This window comes from Streptomyces sp. GQFP, from assembly GCF_021545335.1.
GTDB lineage: Bacteria > Actinomycetota > Actinomycetes > Streptomycetales > Streptomycetaceae > Streptomyces.
The window spans coordinates 8,084,189-8,102,138 of the sequence record NZ_CP089312.1 but is presented as its reverse complement, the minus strand read 5'-3'; the positions used below and the strand labels follow the sequence as shown (position 1 = coordinate 8,102,138).

At 69.7% G+C, this 17,950-nt stretch carries 10 protein-coding genes; 4 read left to right on the top strand and 6 right to left on the bottom strand.

All coding sequences use genetic code 11. The annotated features are described in order from the left end of the window. Nucleotides 1–5: 5 nt before the first annotated feature. Both LUX31_RS36475 and LUX31_RS36470 read left to right on the top strand, forming a co-directional pair. Nucleotides 6–1,433, top strand: coding sequence for a hydrolase (locus LUX31_RS36475; protein WP_235479574.1), 1,428 nt, complete (start codon nucleotides 6–8; stop codon nucleotides 1,431–1,433). 127 nt (nucleotides 1,434–1,560) lie between these two features. Beyond that, nucleotides 1,561–2,970 carry a ricin-type beta-trefoil lectin domain protein gene (locus tag LUX31_RS36470; RefSeq protein WP_443046034.1) on the top strand — a complete coding sequence of 470 codons (1,410 nt, stop codon included), beginning with the start codon at nucleotides 1,561–1,563 and terminating at the stop codon, nucleotides 2,968–2,970. A 74-nt stretch (nucleotides 2,971–3,044) separates the two neighbouring features. Here LUX31_RS36470 and LUX31_RS36465 read toward each other — a convergent pair whose 3' ends face one another. The 3 genes from LUX31_RS36465 to LUX31_RS36455 form a co-directional block, all read right to left on the bottom strand. Next, nucleotides 3,045–5,075 (bottom strand): ATP-binding protein, encoded by a 2,031-nt coding sequence (locus tag LUX31_RS36465; protein ID WP_235479572.1) that lies wholly within the window; start codon nucleotides 5,073–5,075, stop codon nucleotides 3,045–3,047. Beyond that, nucleotides 5,072–5,734, bottom strand: coding sequence for a DUF4255 domain-containing protein (locus LUX31_RS36460; protein ID WP_235480186.1), 663 nt, complete (start codon nucleotides 5,732–5,734; stop codon nucleotides 5,072–5,074). The genes LUX31_RS36465 and LUX31_RS36460 overlap by 4 nt, the downstream gene beginning before the upstream one ends. A gap of 170 nt (nucleotides 5,735–5,904) precedes the next feature. Next, nucleotides 5,905–6,633, bottom strand: coding sequence for a helix-turn-helix transcriptional regulator (locus tag LUX31_RS36455; protein WP_443046033.1), 729 nt, complete (start codon nucleotides 6,631–6,633; stop codon nucleotides 5,905–5,907). Nucleotides 6,634–6,935: 302 nt separating this feature from the next. Here LUX31_RS36455 and LUX31_RS36450 point away from each other — a divergent pair, with 302 nt between their 5' ends. Next, a complete protein-coding gene (locus LUX31_RS36450; protein ID WP_235479571.1) occupies nucleotides 6,936–9,866 on the top strand; it encodes a helix-turn-helix transcriptional regulator in 2,931 nt (976 codons plus the stop codon). A 127-nt stretch (nucleotides 9,867–9,993) separates the two neighbouring features. Here LUX31_RS36450 and LUX31_RS36445 read toward each other — a convergent pair whose 3' ends face one another. Then, entirely contained in the window at nucleotides 9,994–10,335 is a 342-nt protein-coding gene (locus LUX31_RS36445) for a DUF5713 family protein (RefSeq protein WP_235480184.1), read from the bottom strand. A gap of 244 nt (nucleotides 10,336–10,579) precedes the next feature. Here LUX31_RS36445 and LUX31_RS36440 point away from each other — a divergent pair, with 244 nt between their 5' ends. Beyond that, nucleotides 10,580–12,472: a DUF2075 domain-containing protein gene (locus tag LUX31_RS36440; protein ID WP_328285719.1), complete on the top strand. Its 1,893-nt coding sequence runs from the start codon at nucleotides 10,580–10,582 to the stop codon at nucleotides 12,470–12,472. A 48-nt stretch (nucleotides 12,473–12,520) separates the two neighbouring features. Here LUX31_RS36440 and LUX31_RS36435 read toward each other — a convergent pair whose 3' ends face one another. Further along, a complete protein-coding gene (locus LUX31_RS36435; protein ID WP_235479569.1) occupies nucleotides 12,521–14,200 on the bottom strand; it encodes an SWIM zinc finger family protein in 1,680 nt (559 codons plus the stop codon). A 39-nt stretch (nucleotides 14,201–14,239) separates the two neighbouring features. Next, nucleotides 14,240–17,866, bottom strand: a complete 3,627-nt coding sequence (gene pglX, locus LUX31_RS36430; protein ID WP_235479568.1) for a BREX-2 system adenine-specific DNA-methyltransferase PglX — start codon at nucleotides 17,864–17,866, stop codon at nucleotides 14,240–14,242. Nucleotides 17,867–17,950 lie beyond the last annotated feature (84 nt).

Below are 17,950 nucleotides of genomic sequence, written 5' to 3'. Positions count from 1 at the left end.
ACCCAGTGAGCCTTTGGACTTCCCTGGAGCCCTCCTCCGCGACCGTCGACCCCGGCGGCAGTACGACCGTCCGGCTGCGCCTGCGCAACACCGGCGACGTCGTCGACGAGTACCGCTTCGAACCGGTGGGCGACATCGCCCCCTGGACGAGGGTGGAGCCGCAGACGCTCCGCCTCTTCCCCGGTACGACGGGCACGGTGGACCTCACCTTCGCGCCGCCCCGCACCCCGGACGCGACGGCGGGCCCGAACCCGTACGCCATCCGGATCACCCCCACCGAGCACCCGGAGGCGACGACCGTCCCCGAGGGCAACCTGACGATCACCGCCTTCACGGAGGTACGGGCCGAACTCGTCCCGCCCACGGTCAAGGGCCGTTTCCGAGGCCGCCCGAAGCTGGCCGTCGACAACCTGGGCAACACCAAGCTCACCGCGTCGATCAGCGGCAGCGACAACGGCGACAATCTGTCGTACGACATCCACCCGGGCAGCGTCCAAGTCGAGCCGGGGCGCGCGGTGTTCGTCGACGCACGCCTCAAACCCCGCCAGATCATCTGGTTCGGCAGCAAGGAAGACCGGCCATACACGCTGGCCGTGCAACGCTCCGGAGCCGTCCCGATCGACGTCGACGGGACGTACGTACAACGCGGCTTCCTGCCCCGCTGGTTGGCCACCTTCCTCGGGATCTTCCTCGCACTCGCGATCACCTTCGTGATGCTCTGGATCTCCTACAAACCCCAATTCACCACCAAAGCAACAGAGTTGACGGAGGTGGGCTCCGCCAACACGCTCCCTCCACCCAGTCCCACGGCCGTGGCCACGGCGCCGCCCGTGGCGCCCAGCCAGGAGCCCGCCCAGGACCCCGTCGTGAGCGCGCCCCCGCAGGCGTCGGAGACCCCGGCCGCCGGAGGCGGGAGCGGCGACGGCGACGGCGGGGGCGGGGGCACGCCGAAGGAGACGAAGGCGCCGGAGGTGACCGCCGCCACGGCGGTGACGCAGCTGGCCGCGCGCAGTGCGGGCCGGCACATCTGCTACCGCGCGTATGTCGCCGACCAGGGCTGGCAGGAGCCGGTGTGCGACGGCGCCGAGGCCGGCACCACGGGCAAGGACCTGCCGATCAAGGCCCTCAACATCGCCGTGTCCGGCACCAAGGGGACGGCCGGCAACGGTGCCTGGCAGTACAAGAACTGGGAGGGCACCAAGTGGACGAAGGCGGTTGACGGGATCGACAACTACCTCGGCAGCACCAAGGAGGCGGACGAGCCCCTGCAGGGCTTCACCATCCAGGTCTTCGACGGCAGCGTCTGCGGCAACCCCCATGTGCAGGACGGCGGTTGGCTGGGTGTGGTGTGCACCGACGCCGGCGGCTGGAAGTACATCGGGAGCAACATGGAGCAGCACAAGCAGCTGGAGGCGGTCCGCTTCACCGTGTGAGCCGGGCCGTGCCTCTCAGGGGCACGGCGGGGAGTCATCAGGGTCTCGTCAGGGGGTCCTTCGGGCAGCGATCGTGCCCGAAGGCTTCCTGACGTCCTGGTGGCCGGGATCCTAGGCTCGGTGGGTGATGCTGTGGACCTCTCTCGAACCCGCCTCCGCGACCGTGGACCCGGGTGACCGCACCACGGTGCGCTTACGCCTGCGCAACACCGGTGACGTCGTCGACGAATACCGCTTCGAACCGGTGGGCGACATCGCCCCCTGGACGACGGTCGAGCCACAGACGCTACGGCTGTATCCGGGTACGACGGGCACGGTCGACCTGACCTTCGCGCCGCCCCGTACGCCGGACGCGACAGCGGGCCCGAACCCGTACGCGATCCGCATCACGCCCACCACGAACCCGGAGGCGACGACCGTCCCCGAGGGCAATCTGACGATCACCCCCTTCACGGAGATACGGGCCGAACTCGTCCCGCCCACGGTCAAGGGCCGTTTCCGGGGCCGCCCCAAGCTGGCCGTCGACAACCTCGGCAACACCAAGCTCACCGCGTCGATCAGCGGAAGCGACAACGGCGACAACCTCTCGTACGACATCCACCCCGGCAGCGTCCAAGTCGAGCCGGGACGAGCCGTGTTCGTCGACGCACGCCTCAAACCCCGCCAGATCATCTGGTTCGGCAGCAAGGAAGACCGACCGTACAAGCTGGCCGTACAACGCTCCGGAGCCGTCCCGATCGACGTCGACGGCACATACGTACAACGCGGCTTCCTCCCCCGCTGGTTGGCCACCTTCCTCGGCGTCGCCCTCGCCCTCGCCATCACCTTCGTGATGCTCTGGATCTCCTACAAACCCCAATTCACCACCAAGGCAACAGAGTTGACGGAGACCGGCGCCGCGAACACGCTCCCGCCGCCCAGTGCCAGTGCGTCCGCTCCGGTCGCGCCGTCGGTGCAGTCGACCGTGTCGGCCGCGCCGCTGCCCGAGGTGGCGGCGCCCGGGCAGGAGCAGGGATCGGGGAGCGGAAGTGGGAGCGGGAGCGGCTCCGGGTCGGGCTCCGGATCCGGATCCGGGTCGGCGGGGTCGGGCACGAGTACGAAGCCGGACACCCAGGCAACTCCGAAGGAGACGGCCGCCGTTGTCGTGGGGTCCCTGATCATCGGCCGGGCCTCCAACCGCTGTGTCGACGTCACCGACGCGCAGAACGGCAAGGGCAAGGACGGCACCGGACTTCAGCTGTGGGAGTGCGCGGGCACGGCCAACCAGAAGTGGGACTTCCGGGACGACGGTACGGTCCGCTCGCTCGGCATGTGCATGGATGTGGCGTTCGGTTCGCGGGACGACGGGGCGGCGATCCAGCTCGCGCGGTGCAGCGGCAACCCGGCCCAGCAGTTCGTGCTGAGCACGGCGGGCGACCTGGTGAATCCGCAGGCCGACAAGTGCGTGGACGCCAAGGACCAGGGCACCGCCGACGGGACCAAGCTGCAGCTGTGGACGTGCTCGGGCACGGCGAACCAGAAGTGGCGGGTGGAGTAGGTAGGGGTAGTTGGGCCTTTGGTCCCTTTTTTGGGGGGGGCGGGTGAGGGTCCTGGTAGCTCCGGGAGCCGGAGCTACCAGGACCCCTCGCCCGGCACCAGCCGCCCTGCCTTCCGATACTCCCGTTCCGCGCCCTCCACCAGGTCCGCCGTCGTGACCGGTTCACCGCGTCCGGCGGCGGAGTAGGCGGCCGTGACGACGGCGCTGCGGATGGAGCCGCCGGCCAGTTCGAAGGCGCCGGCGACCCGTGCGGGGTCGGTGCCGGGGGCGCAGGGCACCCGGGCGAGGCTGTGCCGCCACAGGGCGAGACGCTGGCCGGGGTCCGGGAAGGGGAAGTCGACGACGAGGTCGAGGCGGCGGGTGAACGCCTCGTCGATGTTGGCGCGCAGGTTGGTGGTGAGCAGCGCGATCCCGTCGAAGGACTCCAGCCGCTGGAGCAGATACGCGCTCTCCATGTTGGCGTACTTGTCGTGCGCGTCCTTGACCTCGGAACGCTTCCCGAAGACAGCGTCGGCCTCGTCGAAGAGGAGCACGGCGTCGGTACGGTCGGCCTCGGTGAAGATCCGTTCCAGGTTCTTCTCGGTCTCGCCGACGTACTTGTCGACGATCGACGACAGCTGAACCACATAGAGATCCAGCCCCAGTTCGGCGGCGACGACCTCGGCGGACAGCGTCTTCCCGGTCCCGGACTCCCCCGCGAACAGCCCGAGCACACCCCGTCCCCGGCCCCCGCCCGCGCTGAGCCGCCACTCTCCGAGGACCTGGTCGCGATGACGGGCCCGCAGGGCGAGTTCGTGGAGCTGGGCGAGCGGTTTGCCGGGAAGAACGAGATCCTCCCACCCCACATCGGGCCGGATACGCCGAGCATGCCGCTCAAGCCCGGACGCCGACTGCTGCCGAGCGGCCAGCCGCAGATGCGCGGCGCTGAGCGGGGTCCCATCAAACCCGGCAAGCCGCTGCGCGGCGCGGGCGGCACGGGCGATGTGGTCGACACCGAGGCGGTAGGGGGCGACGGTGGCGGCCAGGTCGAAGCCCAGGTCCGCTGGTTCATCACGGGCCAGGTCAGCGGGGCTCGGATGCCGACTCAGCGCGTCCCCCCACGTGTTCACCTGCCCCGCGCGCTGCCTCGGTGCCTCCAGGACCAGTGGGTCGTCCTCGGACCACTGGGGGTCGTACGGGCGGGAGCCGGTGAGGAGTACGGGTACGTCCGATACGTCCGGGGCGGTCAACGCCCGTACTAGGGCGGCGGGTTGGTCCGACAGGGGTGACACGACCACGACCCGCTCGCTGAGCCGGGCCTCGCGGAGGAGGTCGGGGATGCGCTCGTCGGGGCCGGAGAAGTGCAGCGCGTCGAGTCCGGCGGTGCGCAGGGCCGCCGTGACGCAGGCCAGGCCGTCGCCCTCGCGGTGCTCGCGCAGGTAGACCGTGGGCGGCGGGGCGGGGGACGCCTTCGCGGTCAGCAGTGCGGCCAGCTTGTCCGTGAAGTCGGTCGCGTACGAGGTGTTCGGTGCGAGGGGGCGTACGTGGCCGGTGAGGGCCGCGTCCAGGGTGTCGTCGCCGAGGAGGTGGGCGGCGACCCGGTCGGGGACGCGCAACGAGCGGCTGGGGAAGGGGCGTTCGGGTTCCTCGACGACCAGGAGGCCGAGTGCGGTCAGGGGCGCCGAGGGGTGGAAGCGGGCCCTGGCTGCCGGTTCGTGCACGGGGAGTCCGCACAGGTCGAGGGCGAGCCCGGTGGTGGCCCGGCGGCGGCCCACGTCGTCGTTGAGATAGCCGTACAGGGGCTCGAAGGAACGGTCGAGTTCGGGAGCGAGGGCGGCGAGGATGATGTGGACGTCCAGGGCTACGAGGCCGAGGCGGGAGGCGAGACGTGCGAGTGGGTCGTCGCCGTCGACCGTGGGCAGGCTGCTTCCGGGTGGCTGAGTGGCGGGCCGCCGGAGCAGGTGTCGTATCGCCTCCTCCGACAGATACAGCCCGCGCAGCGGATCACCGGCCGTCGGGTCGTCGGCGCTGCGCTGCTCGACCAACTGGGCTGCCTGGGCGCGCAGTTGGGAGAGGCGGGCGAGCAGCCCTGCGGCGGGTACGAGAGTGGGGGCGCCGACCGTCACGGAGTACGGGTCTCCGCCCGCTCGGCGCGTGCCTTCTCCAAGTGCCGTGGCTGATGGGTGCGTTCGGGCGAGTCCTCCAGGGAGCCGTCGATCGCGCGGACGCGGACGGCGGCGCCCTCCGTGACCGGGGGTCCGGCGTCGTACTCGGGGAAGCCCGGGAAGGGGGCCGTGACCACGAGGTCGAGGGACGGCTTGAGTTCGCCGCCGAGGGCGGACCAGATCTCGGCCAGGGACCGGGACTCCGTCTGGGTCCCGGACACGGTGAGCGGCACGGACAGTCCCAACTCACCGAGGGCTCCGGGCAGTTCGCTGGCCGGGAGCAGCTCGCGGGGCAGCAGGTTGGTCAACACGGCGGACAGCAGCCGGTGTTCGTCCTGGGGCTGCTTGGTCCAGGCGGTGACGAGATACGACAGCCGGAACCAGCGGGGCGGTTGACGACGCCGGACGATCACGTCGCGTTCGTCGCGGACGGAGACGGTGCCGCGCTGGCGGCGGGCGACGTCCTCGCGGATGTCGTACAAGTAGGCGTTGATCGCGGGACCGTTGCGCCGGGCGGCCCAGTCACGGGTCGGGGCGTCGAAGAAGACGTCGATGCCGGATCCGGCCAGGGCACCCCCGCCGAGCAGCCCCTTGAGGACCTCGTCCACCTCGTGGATCACTGTCGCGCTCCCGCCGCCCTGCCCGTCGTACCCCCGTGTGCCGTACCCCCGCGTGCCGCACATGTCTCAAAGTCATCGTGCCGTCCGGGGCGACCGTCCGTGCAGGCACGCAAGGGACGTACGACGGGCATGAGTTGGTGTCCGCGCGCCGTGTTCGATTGCCCGTTCGGTCAGATGTAGCCTTCGCGCAGGGCATAGGCCACGGCGTGCGCCCGGTTGCGCAGGTGCAGCCGGGTGGTGAGTCCATGCATCACGTTCTTGACCGTGCGCTCGGAGTAGGACAGCTTGCTGGCGATCTCTCCGGTGTCGAGTCCCTCGGCGACGAGGCGCAGGACATCGACCTCGCGCGGCGCGAGGCCCGAGGTGGGGGCACCGGGCTGGCCGGCCGCCGAGCGATGCAGTGTGCCCACCTGGCTGATGAGCCGACCGAGCAGGTCGGAGGGCAGATCTCCGTCGCCCCGGGCGGCGGCGAGCACGGCCTGCGCCAGCCGGTGCCCGGTGGCCTCGTGGCGCCAGACGATGGCTCCGACGCCGCACTCGATGACGTCCAGGAGTTCGTTCTCGCGCAGCATGCCCACCACGAGAACGGCCTTGGCCCCCTCGCTGCGGACGAGCCGGCGCAGCCGCGACAGCGTTGTCTCGTCGAGGCTCTCGCTGACCAGCAGGGCAACGATGCCGGGTCCGGTGTCGGTCTCGTCGTGCAGGTCGACGACCGGATGCTGCCGCAGCTGGCTGACCGCGCCGGCGCGGGAGATCGGGTCGGACGCGTGCACCGCGACGGGTACACGGCGCCCGGGTTCGGCGGGTCCGGTACCGGCGGCCCTCGTGACGGGTCCCGTTCCGGCGGCCCTTGTACCGGCCCCGGTGCCGGGGCCCGTGGTGCGGAGTGTGGTGCGCAAGAACTGCCCCCAGGGTCAGGTGCCGCCACCTGTGAGCGGTCGGTGGCAGACGTGCACAGCCAACACTTCTTTTACACATGGGGCGCGCACAATCGTGGACCACCACGAGACACACCACGAGATCGGCCGGCGCTTCAACCTTTTGGGCCGATCAGGCCTTCTAGACCAAGAGAAGCAAGAGAAGCAAGAGAAGCAAGAGAAGCAAACAAACCGAGAGAACCGAGAGAACCGAGAGACCCAAGTCCCCCAAGAAACCGGCCAGTTCCCACCCGCGACAGGACTACCCACGACAGGAGGCAGGCATGCAGCCCCCATCCGCACCGTTCTCATCCCACTCATCCCACTCACCGCTCTCACCGCTCTCACCGCTCTCCTCGCTGTATGAGCGCCGGGAGGCCCTGGCGCTGGTGGCCGACGAGGCCGCACGCGCCCGCGCCGGATCGGGCCGCCTGGTCCTGCTGCGCGGAGCCACCGGCACCGGCCGCACCGCCCTCCTGGAGGCCGCCACCGAGCACGCGGAGACGCACGGCATGCGCGTCCTGCGCGTCCGCTGCTCCCCGCAGGGCAGCACGACCGGCGCCGACCTCCCGGTCGTAGAACAACTGCTCTCCCCCATACAGGAGTTGTGCGAGTCGCCCCCCGCGGCCGAAGAACCGCAACCGGCCGCCGCCCGGCTGTGGCGGATGCTGCGCGCGTACGCGGCCGAGGGGCCGGTGCTGGTCGCCGTGGACGACGTACACCTCGCGGACGAGAACTCGCGGTGCTGGCTGATCGAGGCGGCGCGCAGAGTGGACCGATTACCGGTACTGCTGCTGGTGACGGAGCGCAGCCAGTACGACGTGGACCCGCCGTCCGCCGGCCTGGTCCACACCCTCTCCCCCGCCCTCGTACGCACCCACACCCTCGCCCCGCTGAGCCTGGACGCGGCGACGGACCTGGTGCGTTCGACGGTCGGTGACGCGCCGAAGAAGTGGGTGGCGGACTACGTACGGGCGAGCGCGGGCAACCCGCTGCTCCTGCGTGCCCTCCTGGAGGACGTGAGCGCCGCCGCCGCGCCGGCCGCGCTCCCGGAGACGTGCGCGGCGCTGTATCCGGGGGCGTTCCCGGCGGCGGTGTCCTGGTGGCTGGAGTGCGCCGGGGCGGCGACGGCCGAGGCGGCGCGGGTGCTCGCCGCGCTGGACGAGGTGCCGGAGGGTGCCGACGTAGACCTGTTCACCGACCTGTTCACCGAGACCGTGGAGACACTCGGAGCCGACCCGGCCCGGGTACGGGGCTGGCTGACCGCCATGCCCCGGCTCGGCATGCTGCGCTGCGGCGACGAGGGCCTGCCCCGCTACCCCCACCCGCTGCTGCGGGACGCGGTGCTCGCCGGCTGGTGCGCCGCCGACCGGCAGGCGGCGCACGGGGCGGCGGCCCAGGCGATGCTGCGGCGCGGCGTCCCGACGGCGACGGTCGCCAAGCTGCTGCTGCGCTCGGGCACGATGGGCGAGGTGTGGGCGACGGGCGCCCTGCTGGACGCGGCGGCCGTCGCGGTCCGCGACGACCGTACCGACGACGCGGTGGTCCTGCTGCGCCGGGTGCTGGACGAGCCGATGTCGGACGGCCGCCGGGCCGAGGTGCTGACCGAGCTGGGCTCACTGGAGTTCGCCTCGCTACGTTCCTCGGCGGGCATCCCCCGCCTGACCGAGGCGATGCGCCTGCCGGGCCTGCCGCAGTACCGCGTCCAGGCGGCGGTGGCCCTGGGCACGGCGCTGGCCAGACGCGGCGAGACACGCGCGGCGGTGACCCTGCTCCGCGATCTGGACGGCCAGCTGACGAACCACCCGGACCTGCTGCGCACGGTCCAGACGGCCTCGGCGCTCCTGGGCGACCACGACCAGACGATCCGCAAGGAGATGTACCGCTGGCTGCGCGACACCGCCGAACACTCCCCCGGGGCACTGGGCCCCGCCGGCCAGGCCCTCCTCGTACGGTACGAGGCGACGGCGGGCCTGACCTCGGCGGAAGCCGCCATGAAGCAGGTACGCGCCCTGCTGGCGCAACCGGCCGACCCCCTGGCGGAGCCGTTCCTCCTGGGCACGGCGGCAGCGGTGGCCCAATGGGCCGACGAACTGGACGAAGCCGAACGCCTGACCGACCGAGGCCTGACCGGCCAACGCCCGACCCTGCTCCACCCCATGTACGAGGCATTGCTGAACGTACGCGCGGACATAGCCGCCGCCCGCGGGGACTACGCCCAACTGCTGAGCGCACCGGAGTCGTGGAAGGGGGAGGCCACGGGTACGAACAAGGCCTCCGGGTCGAGCTTCAGATTCGGGCTGGAGTGGGCGACGGGGGGTGAGGAGGGGCCGTGGAGCAAGGCCGGGACGACTGAGACGGAAGGTGGGCCCGAAACCGGGCCGACGAACGTGGAGGCACACGTACTCCTGGCGCTCGTCGAGACGGGCCGCCTCGACGAGGCCTGGCAGCTCGCCGACGCGTTCGATCTGCGGGAGGCGTACGACTCCTGGGAGTTGAACCGTTTCCTGTACGCCCGGGGCGTGATGCGCGCCGCCTCCGGCGACCCGGCCGGCGCGCTCGGGGACTTCCTGGAGTGCGGACGCCGCCAGTCGGCACGCGACGTACTGAGCCCGATGGTCACACCGTGGCGGGCAGCCGCCGCGCAGTGCAGGCTGGCACTGGGCCGCCCCCAGGAGGCGCTCGCCCTCGCGGAGGAGGAGCTACGCCTGGCCCGGGTGTGGAACACCCCACGCCTGGTGGGCCGTTCACTGCGGGTCCTGGGTACGGCAACGGGCGGACGCCACGGCCTGGACCTGACGGCCGAGGCGGTACGAGTCCTGCGCGAGGCCTCCGTCGAAACGGAACTGATCCCCGCCCTGATCGCCCGAGGCCGCCAACTGATCGCCGCCGGCGAACGCGCCCGAGCCCGCAAGTCCCTGCGCGAGGCAGCCGAACGAGCCGAACGCCTGGGCGCCGTACGCCTGCGCTCAGCAGCGGACGAGGCCCTCCGCGAGGGCGGCGCCCGCCGCACGGCAACAGCACTCACAGCAAGCGAACGCCGAATAGCAGAACTGGCGACGAACGGCCGCACGAACACGGAGATAGCGGAGCTGCTGCACGTGGCCCGCCGCACGGTGGAAACCCATCTGACCAGCGCGTACCGGAAGTTGGGGATCCGGAGGAGGGCGGAACTGATGGCGGCACTGAATCGCGCTCCGGGCAGCCACGCTTGAGGTTCAGCGGCTGCCGGCCCCAATAGCCAGCCCGAACATCAGAAGTGGTCGTCGGTGTCGGTGTCCGTCGCCGCGAGCACCGCGACCCCGGTAGCTCTGGACCGGCAGGTGGCCCTTCGGTCGTCGCTCACCAATCCCGGGTGGCGATCAGCTCCTCCACATCCGCGTCCGTGAACCCGTAGGCCGACGCGACAAACCAGAAGTCCTCAGCGATCACTTCGCGCGCAACCGTCTCGATCTCACTCCCGGCTGCATCGAACTCCGCCTCCAGCAGGTTGAACTCCTCCGTCGCGGCCTGTGTGAGCACATACAGGGCCGCCAGGTCCGGCGGCTGTTCAGCCTCAATCCGCTCGCACAGCCGAAACAGAATCGCTCTGCCCTTGTCGACGATGTGATCGGGGAAGTACGAGTCCTCGTACATCTGCCGCAGAAACGCGTGCCCCGCTACCTGCTGAGTTGTGATCGGCATAGCGCTTTTCCATCCCGTAGAAGAACCGACGCGCCGATCATGCACGGCACCACTGACAACGACGGTGCTCATTCTCCGAGGCGACCTCCGCCCGCTCCGCCCCTCGTTGTGATCCGCACCCTGTCCTAGGATGACGAGAACCATCTCAGCGGCCCGACGGGCTTCCTGATCCGCCTGCGCGCGGACATCGGAGGACATGCCCCCACCCGCACGAGTCTTCTTCGTGCTGCCTGGGGGCATTTTCTTGCTGTTCCGTGAGTCCGCGGCATCCGTGGCCGCCCGCCTCCTCGAAGGATCGCTGGCGCTGCATCTGACCGAGAACTTCCGTCACCAGCACGGCCGGAGGCCCGCAGCGGCGGAGGTGCGTTCCTGGGAACGCAGCCTTCCGGCACTCGTCAACGCACTTATCGAGGCCGGGCTCGACGACGTCGAGGTCCTCATCGAGTACAGCCTTCCCCTCACCAGCAAGCGCGCGGACGCCGTACTCGCCGGTGTGCACCCGACCACGGGCGAGCCGTCGTACGTCGTCGTGGAACTCAAGCAGTGGAGCGCGGCTTATCCGGAGGAGGACGAGCCGCTGCTGTGCCGGATCGACGCGTACGCGCATCCCGTGCTCAACCCGATCGAGCAGGTACGGGGCTACTGCGAGTACCTGCGGTCGTTCAACGGCGCACTGGAGCGGATGCCCAGGGCACTGGCCGGTGTGGCGTACCTGCACAACGCCACCCAGTTCGGGGTCGCCGGTCTCCGGGCCGTCACCGAGGACATGCACGGCCGGATGTACACGGGCGAACAGCGCGGCGCCTTCCTGAACTTCCTACGCTCGCGTCTCGCCGCCAAGCCCGGCGCGGAAGCAGCGGACGTACTGTGCGACGCCAAGATCCGACCCTCCAAGCAGCTGATGTCCGTCGCGGCAGCCGAGATCCGCGACCGCGAGCAGTTCGTACTCATCGCCGAGCAGCGGGTCGCCTACGAGCAGGTGATGTCGGCCGTACGCAAGGCCAAGCGGTCGAACCACAAGCAGGTGGTCGTGGTGACCGGCGGTCCCGGCTCCGGCAAGAGCGTGATCGCGATGTCGCTGCTGGGCGAGCTGTACCGGCGCGGGGTGCCCGCGCTGCACGCGACGGGGTCGCAGTCGTTCACGAAGACGATGCGCAGGGTCGCGGGGGCGAAGAAGCGCGAAGTCCAGCAGCTGTTCAAGTACTTCAACAGCTTCATGGACGCGGAGCCAAACGACCTGGACGTACTGATCTGCGACGAGGCCCACCGCCTCCGGAAGACCTCCGCCAACCGCTACACCAAGGCAGAACTCCGTACCGGCCGTCCCCAGGTGGCGGAACTGATCGACGCGGCCCGTGTGCCCGTCTTCCTCCTCGACCAGCACCAGGTCGTACGCCCCGGCGAGATGGGAACCAAGGAGGAGATCAAGCGAGCCGCCGCCGAACAGGGCCTCGACTGCACGGTGGTGGAGCTGGACAGCCAGTTCAGGTGCGGCGGCAGTGACGCGTACGAGAAGTGGGTCGTCGACCTGCTCGGCCTGGAAGGCGGCACGCCCGGCCAGTGGGAGCCGGACGGCAAGTTCGAGCTGCTGACCGCAGAAAGCCCCCAGGAGTTGGAGGACTTCCTCGTCGCACGCCGCGCGGAGGGCTACGGCGCCCGGATGTCCGCCGGTTACTGCTGGAAGTGGACCACCAAGGTCACCCCGGACATGGCGACCCTGCCCACCGACGTCGTCATCGGCGAGTGGGCCCGCCCCTGGAACGTGTACGGCGACCGGTCTCTACTCGGGGCGCCACCCGCGCCCCTGTGGGCCACCGACCCGGCCGGCTTCGGCCAGGTCGGCTGCGTCTACACCGCGCAGGGCTTCGAGTACGACTGGTCCGGCGTGATCATCGGCCCCGACCTGGTGTGGCGAACGGACCACTGGGTCGTGGACCGGTCGGCATCGAAGGACCCGTCCTTCACGAAGGCGACCTCGGACGCGGACATCAGCCGGCTCATCCGCAACACCTACAAGGTGCTGCTGACGCGGGGCATGATCGGCACGATCGTGTACTCGACGGACCCGGAGACCCGGGAGAAGCTGCGGTCGCTCACGCAGCCGGTGTCTGGGGTCGGGGCGCCCGCGCTCGTGTAGTTCGCCGTGTGCAGGGGCGATGTGTGAGCAGTCGTGGCGCCGACCCGCTCACAGCCCGTGCTCCTCCATGAGGCGCATCAGGTTCCGCTTGCGTTTGTGTGCGGTGCGCAGGGCGGCGACGTACGCGGCGAAGTCGCCTGGTGTGCCCAGCAGTCGGTGACAGTCCTGGATGTTCAGCAGCAGGCCGACAAGCTGCGCGTAGACGCCGTTGCCGGTCTGCTCGGTGAGCGGCTCGGCCAGGCGCAGGTAGACGCCGAGCGCGTCGGCGGGACGGGCTGCGCGTGCCTGGTCGGCGAGGGCGAGCCACTGCCGGTCGTGGGTAGCGGGACCTGCTTCGGCGGCGGCCTGCCAGGCTGCCTCGACGTCCTTGTCGTCGAGCAGGGCGTCGACCAGGACAGGGCCGCCGTACCAACTCCCTTGCCGCCGCGCCGCGTCGGCGTGCAGCAGGGCCAGTGCTCCCTCGCGTTCCGCCGGCCAGCAGTCCGCGGCCCGCGCGGCGGCGCGCAACTGCTGGTACGCGAGCAAGGTGCGGCGGGCACCGAAGTGGTCCCGGCGCAGGACGACGGCGTCGGGAAGCCGGGCCGCCTCCTCGTATCGCTCGTGGAGATAGTCGATGAGGGCTGTGTCGACGGCGTCGAGGTCCCGGGCCTCCCGGACGCCTCGTTCCGCCCAGTGCAGGGCCTCGTCGGGACGTCCGGCGATGTCCAATTCGCGGGCGATGACCAGGTGCGTGTGGCCGTTCGCGGCAAGGTCGGTCGCGTGCACGGCTACCACCGTCTCGATGTCGCCTCCCGCCTTGGCCAGTCGCTCCATGAGGGACTTCTCGGCCCAACCGGTACGCCTGCGCCGCCACGCCTCGGTCGCCAGCTCTCGCAGGACGGTCATCCCGCGTTCGCCGAGGACATCCTCGTAGTCGAGCGGATCGATGCCAGTGATGCTGTCGAAGTCGCCGAGCACATGGCCGACCAGCCAGCGAGCGAGTTCGTCCGGATCGGTGCACGCCGCCCGGCACGCGTCGAGATGGGCGTCGGAGAGATCGGCGCCGACCTGCCCGAGCCCCCCATCGGAGTCGTCCACGCTCTCCAATGCCTCAGCCAGCATCCGCATCGCCTCCCGCGCCAGGGTGATCGCGTCGGAGGCCCGGCCCGAGCCTGTGAGCGCCCGGATGGCGGACACCGCCTGCCCGGCCTGGTCGGCGTAGGCGCGGGCATCCGCGTACTCGACGTACCCGTACTGCGCGAACGGGCCGATGTCGAGCAGCTCACGGATGCTCGCCCGGACCGCGGCAAGGTCCCCGCGCGCACTCGCGGCCCGCAGCTCCAGGCGGCGCCGCAACTGACGGTCCTCGCCGAGCTGTTCCCGTACCAGGGCGAGCAACTCGTCCTTGGACAGGGCCGACAGCCAGGCGTCGAGTTCCTGCGCACGGTTCCGGGCCGCCTTGCGCTGCCGGGGCAGGCTCTCCTTCCGGGCGAGCACGGTCAGGCCGAGGGCGACCAGATGCTTGCAGAAGTTGCCCTCCAGCCCGTAGGGGCAGTCGCACTCGCCGCTCAACCCTCCGGGCCCGTCCAGGATCAACTCAACCTCGTACCGGTCCGTGCCGTGGACGGTCGCGGTGATCCTGCCGTCGCCGACATCAACTCCGGACACCGCGTCGAGGTATCCGAGCCCGCGCCCGTAGGAACGGGCGCCTGCCAGCGCCTTGAGGTTCGCCTCGGTGAAGCTGCTCATGGGTTTCCGCCTTGCTCCTGACGCCGCGCGTATCGCCGATCACTTCCCTCTTGGGGCGGCCTTCCGGGGTCGCCAGGAGGCCAGGTCGTGGGTGCTGAGCCCAAAAGCGGTGCGCAGGTCGTCGAGTTCGCGTTGGTAGGTCTCGGCGTGATCGAGGTCCGCGTCCAGCCCTGCCGGGTCCTTCCACTGGCGTACCCAGGGGATCAGTTCCTGAATTTCGGCAAGCAGGGGAACGATCCGGTGAACGCTGGGGTGAGACTGCTGCCGCAGTACACCGACCAGATCCAGCAGTACGAGAACACGGTCCCTATCGCTCCAGCCGGACCAGCCGATCAGGAGATCGTCCTCCTCGGCAACGGCATCGGGATAGGAGACGAAGCGTTCCCGTGGAATGTCCAGGCTGCCCCGAAGCGACCAGTAGGAGGTGCGCTGGAAGTCGACGGCAGTGAACTTCGGCGGGACGGGGATGCCCAGTGCCTCACCCGTCATGTCCTCGTTGCGCTGCAGTTGCCACACCTGCTCCCACTGGGCGCGCTTGCGCAGTCCCGATTCCCTGTACGTCAGCGCGGACGCGTAAGGCACGTGTTCGTGGGCCACAATCGCCGCCAGCACGTCACGCAGGGTCGCGTCTCGCTTCCCGAGGTGGTCGGCCGCGTAGAGCGCGGCCACGGAACGGACTGCGGCATCGGTGCCGAGATCCCGTGCGAGCTGGTCAATCGTCCGGGGGCGCGGGTGCTTGGCCCCGTTCCTGTGCGCGAACCAGAGTCGTGGGTCCTCGCAACGGTCGAGCAACCAGGTACGCAGCGCTTCTCCCTCGCGCCGATCCCACGGCTCCGACGACCACCGCCGCTTGTGTTCCGGGCGCTCGATGACGGCGATCGCGCGATGGGACTCGATGGCGTCGATTCTGGCCCGCACAACCTCCTTGTAGGCAGCCGGCCAGTGCTGCGGGATTTCGGTGATCGGTGTCGCGCCGTGTCTCACGAACCACGAGTCCGAAGCCTCACCGGTGGCGATCCTGCGTGCCAGCACGATTTCGAAGGCACGCTCGCCCAGCAGCAGCAAGGGCGGCGGAACATCGAGGGTGGTGGTCAAGCGGGCCTGCTCATCGTCGGAGAGCAGGCCGTAGGCGCCGTAGACCTCCCAGTCCAGTTCTTCCTGCAGAGCGATCATCTGATGGTGTGTCTCTTCGCTGGCGGCCCTGGCCTTGTCCAGGGTCTTTCGGGCGGGCGGTTGTTCCTGCGAGCAGACGGCGCTCGGCTCATGGGTGTCCAGCCGCTCGGCCAAGGCGTGCAGTTTCCGCGCGCGGGCGAGTGGAACACTCGTCGGGAGCGGGAGCCGCGCGAGAGACTTCGTGGCGTAACGGTAGGTCCGCGCCCATTCCTCGCCTGGCGAGGAGCTGCCCAGTCCGTCGAGCCCGGTGGCGGAGCCGGTCTGCTTGAGCCAGAAGCAGACCGTCGACGAGTTGAGCACTCCCAGCAGAGCGATGTTCTCGTCCTCGCCCGTGGCCGGGGACAGCCGCAGCACGGGTGCGGTCCTGTTGTACGCCCGCTTGCCGGATGCAACGGCGAAGTGATTGTGCGTGGCCATGGCCGCGAACGTGATCACCAGTCCCCGATTGACGCCGGGAGTCCAGCGTCTCCAGGTCCACCACGGCCCGGTGCGGAAGGGTTCCCGCGCTCCGGGAGCCGCCCGGAGGGTCCCTCGCATCGTCCAGAGGTGGCGACCCCATGAGGTGCGAAGGTCCAGGAGGCGCGGTGCGTCGTCCCTGTGGTACGGAGCCAGCATTTCGGTCGACACTTCCGCACGCCAGTCCCGTACGGTCTCTCCGGTGACCATGCCGAGGCCCAGTCCGGCAGAGTCCGGATGCCGGGCGAACCAGGGCCGACCGAGGGCGAAGACCTCTCGCTGACCTGGATCCGCGACGATTCGGACCGAGGCGGCGAGCACGTCGGCCAGCTGTCGGGGGGCCCGCGAGAGTACGTCCATGAGGTCCGCGGCCCCGCCACCCGCCAACGTCCACGGGAAGCGGGAGAAACGCTCCCGCGGTTCGTCCTGGACGCTCACCCATTCCGAGGTGCTGCCGGGCCGGTCGATCTGGTCGAGAACCGCCTTCCACACGATCCCCTCGGCCGGATCCGTCGGCTGCTTGGGCTCACCACGCACGCCGAGGACCGAACGCACCGGGGTATCACGCATGGTCGGGTCGTTCCGGCCGACCAGGATCAGGGTCGGGGTCCCGTGGCCCGGTGCGTAGACGCCGGAGGTGTCGATGACATGGGTCAGCGTGACGCGCGGAAGGAACTCCTCGATCAGTTTTTCGCCGAATTCACGCGTGGTGAAGGAACTGGACGTGTACTGGCCGACGTAACCAGCGGAAGTTCCGTCGGCTTTCCGCACCGCCAACTGGAACATGCGCTCGACGAAGAAGACCGAGAGTGGGGACATCCCGGAACCTACCTCATAGGCCTCCCGGTATGCCGCGTCTTTCGCCTTGTCGCGTTCGAGGACAAAGGGAGGTTCCGAGATCACGACATGGTAGGAATTCCGGCCCAGAAGATCGCACGACTCGGAGAAATAATCGACGTCCTCCACCATTCCCTCGCTTTCGCTCTCCCACGCCCCTAGGAACGACAGCGACGGCCCTCCCGGAGCACCTCGCCCGTCCAGCAGGGCATCACCGACCGCCACATTGATCACGTGTCCCGGCAGCTCACTCAGCGCCCGGTGGCCGCTCGCCCTAACGGCAGTCATCAGCAGCCTGAACCGGGTGACGCTCACGGCGAACGGATTGACGTCGCAGCCATGGACGGAATCCAGGGTCCGGCGGATGAGTGTGTGATCCGACGTCGCGGGTTCTGCCGCTCGCCAGGCAGCCAGCAGGCGTTCGAAGAGCCCCAGCGTAAACGTTCCCGATCCGCAGGCCGGGTCGATCCCACGGAAGCCAGGGGGACCGAATTCCGCGATGGCCGGATCGACACTGAGGCCCAGAACGAGGTCCACGATGAATTCAGGTGTCCGGACCAGCGCGTAGGATTTCCGCGACGTCTCACTGACGTCCTGATACAGGTCACCGAAGAAATCGGTGTCGAGTTCCGGGTCAGTGAAGTCGTATTGGAGTGACCCGTCTTTACCCCACTGCCCCCTCCAGAACTCAATCAGCTCGGCTGCGGCCTGCGGGGACGGTGACAGGTCCCAGACGGGGTTGTGCTCCCTGTCGAAGACGCGGGCCAGCGCTACGTGCGACCGCGCCAGACAAGTGAACGCCTCCGCCAGCCAGTCCAGGTCGTTGGCCCCTGGGTGCTCGGCCCGATAGGCGTCCTGCCGTTCCACCGCCTCCGCCAGACGCCTCCCCGGCCCCGCGATGAAGACCCGGTCGATGAGTCCGTTGTCCTCGCAGAAGCGTACGAACACCGTGCCCAGCACCCATGCCACGGCGGTCTGTGTGATGCGCTCGTCCCGCCAGGCACCGTACGTGGCAGCCGTACGACCGGTTGTTCGCGCGGCTTCGTACGTGCCCCGGAGGCGGTCTCGATACCGGTCGATGTCGTCGCTGCGCTCGCGGAGGTCCGCCTCCAGCGCCCGGACCTGTTTGCGCACGCCCGTGACGAGCGCGGCCCTGTCCAGCGAGGACGTCCCCGAATCAGCTCCGTCAGTCGGAGGCACAGCGGCGACCTCTCCTCCGTACGTCGTCGACGTCCACGATCCACTGTCTCGTCGGATACATCCTGCCAGCTCTCCGGCCGACGC